Source organism: Sunxiuqinia dokdonensis (genome assembly GCF_001270965.1).
GTDB classification, from domain to species: Bacteria; Bacteroidota; Bacteroidia; order Bacteroidales; family Prolixibacteraceae; genus Sunxiuqinia; species Sunxiuqinia dokdonensis.
In genome coordinates this window covers 1-4,911 of sequence record NZ_LGIA01000196.1, presented here as the reverse complement: position 1 = coordinate 4,911, position 4,911 = coordinate 1, and the positions used below count along the sequence as shown (strand labels likewise).

4 protein-coding genes are annotated in these 4,911 nt (G+C 51.4%); 2 read left to right on the top strand and 2 right to left on the bottom strand.

The genetic code is table 11. The features are described from left to right. Positions 1–131: 131 nt before the first annotated feature. Positions 132–1,235 (top strand): alpha-L-rhamnosidase-related protein, encoded by a 1,104-nt coding sequence (locus NC99_RS18320; RefSeq protein ID WP_262509318.1) that lies wholly within the window; start codon positions 132–134, stop codon positions 1,233–1,235. A 192-nt stretch (positions 1,236–1,427) separates the two neighbouring features. Beyond that, positions 1,428–2,624, top strand: coding sequence for a CynX/NimT family MFS transporter (locus tag NC99_RS18315; RefSeq protein ID WP_053187269.1), 1,197 nt, complete (start codon positions 1,428–1,430; stop codon positions 2,622–2,624). 320 nt (positions 2,625–2,944) lie between these two features. Here the strand turns inward: NC99_RS18315 and NC99_RS22000 are convergent, their stop codons facing one another. Both NC99_RS22000 and NC99_RS18305 read right to left on the bottom strand, forming a co-directional pair. Continuing rightward, positions 2,945–3,106 (bottom strand): hypothetical protein, encoded by a 162-nt coding sequence (locus tag NC99_RS22000; protein WP_157625065.1) that lies wholly within the window; start codon positions 3,104–3,106, stop codon positions 2,945–2,947. Between the two features lie 136 nt (positions 3,107–3,242). Continuing rightward, the coding region (locus tag NC99_RS18305) for a diflavin oxidoreductase (protein ID WP_053187262.1) at positions 3,243–4,911 on the bottom strand (1,669 nt) is incomplete at its 5' end.

Genomic DNA, 4,911 nt, shown 5'->3' with positions numbered 1-4,911 from the left:
CAATGTTTTCTCAAAAACATCAATAATTCCATCAAAATCAATGGGCACTCCGGCAATCGGTTCCAATACGACCCGGCCGCTACAGTCACGAATACCTGATTCATCACGCCACCTGGCCCACCGAGTGGATTTTGCAATCGGTGGTGATGGCCTGGATCGACTACCTGTACACCGGCAATAAAGAATCGCTGGAAGAATTTTATGCTGATTTGAAAGCCAAAACACTCTTGCCGCTGGCAGACGAAACAGGCCTAATCAGCACCCGAACCGGGAAAGTGACACCCGAAATATTGCAGTCGATTCACCTCAACGACCAACTGCGCGACATTGTAGACTGGCCGCACACTGGCATTCTTGGCTTGGGTAAAAACGAGGCCGGCGAGACCGATGGCTTTGTTTTTCAGGACGTGAATACCGTGGTCAACGCCTATCATTATTATGCCCTGAAAGTGATGGGCACCATTGCCGCACAACTGGGCAAGCCCGACGAAAGTGACTTTTACAACCAACGAGCAACCGCCTTGAAGAAGACCTTCAATGCCAAATTCATCGATTCAAAACGAAAGATTTATACGGATGGAATCGGCACCGATCATGCCTCGCTGCATGCCAACATGTTTCCCCTTGCTTTCGGATTGGCCCCTGACAAGTATGTCGATGAAATCAACGCATTTATCCGCTCACGCGGCATGGCTTGCAGCGTGTATGGCTCGCAGTTTTTGATGGATGCCGTTTATGACGGGCACAACGCCGACTACGGATTGGAACTGCTCACCTCGACCGATGAACGAAGCTGGTACAACATGATCCGCGCCGGTTCAACCATCACCATGGAAGCCTGGGACGACAAGTACAAGCCCAACCAGGACTGGAACCACGCCTGGGGAGCGGTTCCGGCCAATAACATCCCGCGCAAGCTGATGGGCATTGAACCCCTCGAGCCGGGATTCAGCAAAATACAAATCAAACCTCAACCGGGTGGTTTAAGACAGGCTGAAATCAAACATCCAACCATTCGAGGCGACGTTTTGGTCTCCTTTCAGAATGAACCGGACAAAAGCTTTCATCTGACGGTAAGCATCCCTGCAAACACCACAGCTGACATTTACCTGCCTTTCTGGTCAAAAAAACAGGCGGTTACCATGAACGGAGAAAAAGTAAAACTCCGGAATACCGGCAAATTTATCCGGATTGAAGGAGTAGGATCGGGTACGCACCGCTTCGAAGTGCGTTGATAGCCCGATCACCAAATCTGAAGTTTTGCCGGAGGGAAAATATGGGGGTAGAAAAGTTTTTCTCCCCCTATTTTTGTTCCTAACGGAACGATGAACCCGAAGTGATCATTCCGTTAAAACAAGCCGAGGCTATGGTTGAAAACTTGATTTCAATGCTGATTTTCCGCTTCTTTGCAGACCGAAAAAATAAGCATGGAAACTCAAAACGACAGCACATGGTTTAAAAAGCGTTGGTTACTCATTCTGGGAATCATTTTCCTGGCTTTCAACCTGCGCCCGGCCATTACGGCCGTGGGGCCACTGATTGCCATCATTCAGAAAAACCTGGGCATTAACAACCTCGAAGCTGGATTGCTCACCACCATTCCACTGATCGCTTTTGCCGTACTTTCGCCGCTTGTCGCCAAATGGAGCCGACGCTGGGGCAACGAAAAAACGCTCTTCCTGGCCCTGCTGATTTTGACTGCCGGAATTTTCATCCGGTATTCACACCAGCTTATCTTACTGTATGCCGGAACCTTGATTATTGGTTCGGGTATTGCCGTGATGAATGTGCTGCTTCCCAGTGTCATCAAATCCGACTTCCCCAAACGCATTAGTTTAATGACCAGCATCTACACCACCGCCATGTGCGCCATGGCCGGGCTGGCATCCGGCGTTAGCGTTCCCCTGGCCGAGGGGGCCGGACTGGGTTGGGAAAAAGCACTGGCCGCGTGGGGATTTCTCGCCCTGGTTGGTATCGTTTTATGGATTCCGCAATTGAAAGCCAATCCAAGCAGGGCAAACAGCCAAGCTGCGGCTTACCCACACCCCTCCATCTGGAAATCGCGAACGGCATGGTACATTAGCATTTTCTTCGGTTTTCAGTCGTTTGTTTTCTATTGCCTCATCGCCTGGCTCCCCGCCGTGCTGCTCAGCAAAGGCATGAACGAAAACACCGCCGGCTGGATGCTGTTATTTGTACAAATCATTGGCCTGCCTTCCACCTTCTTCGCCCCCATTATCGCTTCCAAACTGAAGAAAATGGGAACGGCCATTGTTGCGATTGGCCTGATCAATTTACTCGGATTCGGCGGATTGATCTTGTTCCAACACGCAGGCTTTTTGGTGGCCTCAACAGCTCTGATTGGCCTCTCGACAGGTGGAAGCATCAGCATTGCCTACATGATTATCAGCAGCAAGGCCAAGGATCACCAGCAAGCGGCCGAGCTATCGGGCATGGCGCAGGCAGCAGGCTATGTTCTCGCGGCTTTTGGCCCGGTATTGCTGGGATTCACTTTCGACCAAACCCATCGGTGGCTCGAGCCCCTCTTGCTCATCCTGCTGGCCAATGCCTTCATGGTTCTGGCCGGAACCCGTGCCATGCATACAAAAGCCAAAATCAACTAATCCTTCGCTTTTTTTTTTGGTTGAATGCTTCGGAAGGCCAGGGTCCCCAATTTCAGACACAAGCCAAGCCCTAATCTGAAGGAGCCGGCGGCCGGATGACCGACCCGCGATCTGTCCTGCAATCCAAAACCAACCGGCCAAACAAATGGCGATCCATTGCCCCCCTGCCCGATGGCTGCTGCCAAGCCGCAGAATGATTGGTTGTTTGGGCAGGCCTTTTCTTCCGGTCAGTCGTCAAAACCGAAGGTAAACAAGGACTGCAAACAGCTCATGTCCTTTCATCTGTCTCATTCGTACCGATACAACTGGTTCGCGGGGCTTCAGAGGAAGGCTTCAAAGCAATACGAACGGTGCACCGGGCTTTGAGTGAAGGTTTCGTAGGAGTACGAAAGGTTCACGGGGGTTTGGGCGAAGGCTTCGTAGGAGTACGAAAGGTTCACCGGGTTTTGGGCGAAGGTTTCGTAGGCGTACGAAAGGCTCACCGGGTTTTAGGGGAAGGTTTCGTAGGAGTACGAAAGGTCCACGGGGGGTTGGGTGAAGGTTTCGTAGGGGTACGAACGTCAGCCGGGCATCAGAAAAATGAAGGTCAGCGGGGGCTTCTCCATTCGAAGACCAGCTTCAATACACATCCATATGCCAGCGGCCTTCTTCCATCAGCGAATTCAGATAATTCTCCGACTCCCGATCCGAGAGGTTTCCGGCCAGCGCAACAAGCTCGCGGATGGTTTCGCGAACGGCGTGGCCCATAGCCACCGAGCCGCATACATACACATGGGCACCTTGGTCTAGCCATTCGAAAAAGGTGCTTTCCTCCTGCCTGATTTTATGCTGCACATACACTTTTTCATCACGGTCGCGCGAGAAAGCCAGGTCCAAACGGCTCAGTCTACGGTTGCTTAGCCAGCCTGCCCAGTCTTCGCGGTAAAGGAAATCGTACTGTTGCCTTTTCTCTCCAAAGAACAGCCAGTTTTTTGATGGGATTTGCTGCTGGGCGCGTTCCTGCATAAACGCACGAAAAGGCGCTACGCCGGTGCCCGCACCAACCATAATCACCGGAACGTCAGGCTTTGCGGGTAAACGAAACTGCTCGTTGGGCACCACTTGAATGGGAAGCGACTCGCCAGGCACAAGCCGCTGGTTTAAGTAACTGGAACAGGCCCCCTCGCGCTCCCGTCCTCGGTTCGAAAAACACACTTGCTTCACGGTCAAATGCACCTCGCCCGGATGAATCCTCGGGCTGGAGGCGATGGAGTAAAGCCGGGCTTGCAGTTTCCTGAATATGGAAACCAACTCACCCGGCCCTGCCTGACTTGGGAAGTCTGCAAAAAGGTCTGCCACATCGTGGTTTTTCAAATAGCGATTCAGTTCTTTTTCGTCAGCCAACAGCGCTTCCAACCCGGCAGATTTGCTCACCGCCTGGTAACGCCGGAGCAATCCACGGCTCAGGGTGGTGAGTTCGAAAGCATGGGTTAACAGCCATTGAAAAGAATGACTGTCATCGTCGTAGTTGACCTCCACATCTTCGGTATATCCCAAACGACGTAAAACCAACTGAACAAGCAAATCCGGGTTTCGGGGAATAATACTGATTGAATCACCCGGTTGATAAGAGAAATCCCGGTGATCAACCGACAAAACGACGTGGAAGGTCGCCGAATCCGAACCCGTATTCAAGCGAAATTTTTGGCGAACCACCGCCTGAAAAGTTTTACGCTGGGTATCTGCTTCAATCTGCAATGTCTCCGTTTTGGCACCACCATGATTCTGCAAGACCGCTAAAATACCCGAAAGCCATTGAGCAGCAGACTGATGAAACTCCACATCGCAATCCACCCGATCAAACAATCGGGTACCGCCCAGTTCATGCAAACGTCGGTCCATATCCTTGCCTGTTTGGCAAAAGTGCTCATAGCTGCTGTCCCCCAGGCCGCAAACAGCAAAGTTTAGCCGATCGAGGCGTGGGGCTTCCTCAGAAAACAAAAACCGATAAAACCGGCTGGCCGCCTCAGGAGGTTCCCCCTCGCCATGCGTACTCACCAGCATCAGCAAATGTTCTTCTCCTTCCAATTGCTGAAAATCATATTTCGCCATATTCACCACCCGGGGGATGAAATTATTTTTTTGAAGATACTTCTTGGCTTCCTTGGCAAGAAACGCCGAGTTGCCCGATTGTCCGCCGTAAAGAATCGTCAATACCGCCTGGTCATTGACTTTCTTCTTAGTAAATAGTTTTTTTACTGCTGATGCAAACATGTTTATTTCGATTGAAGGAATCCGGTTAAAAAGC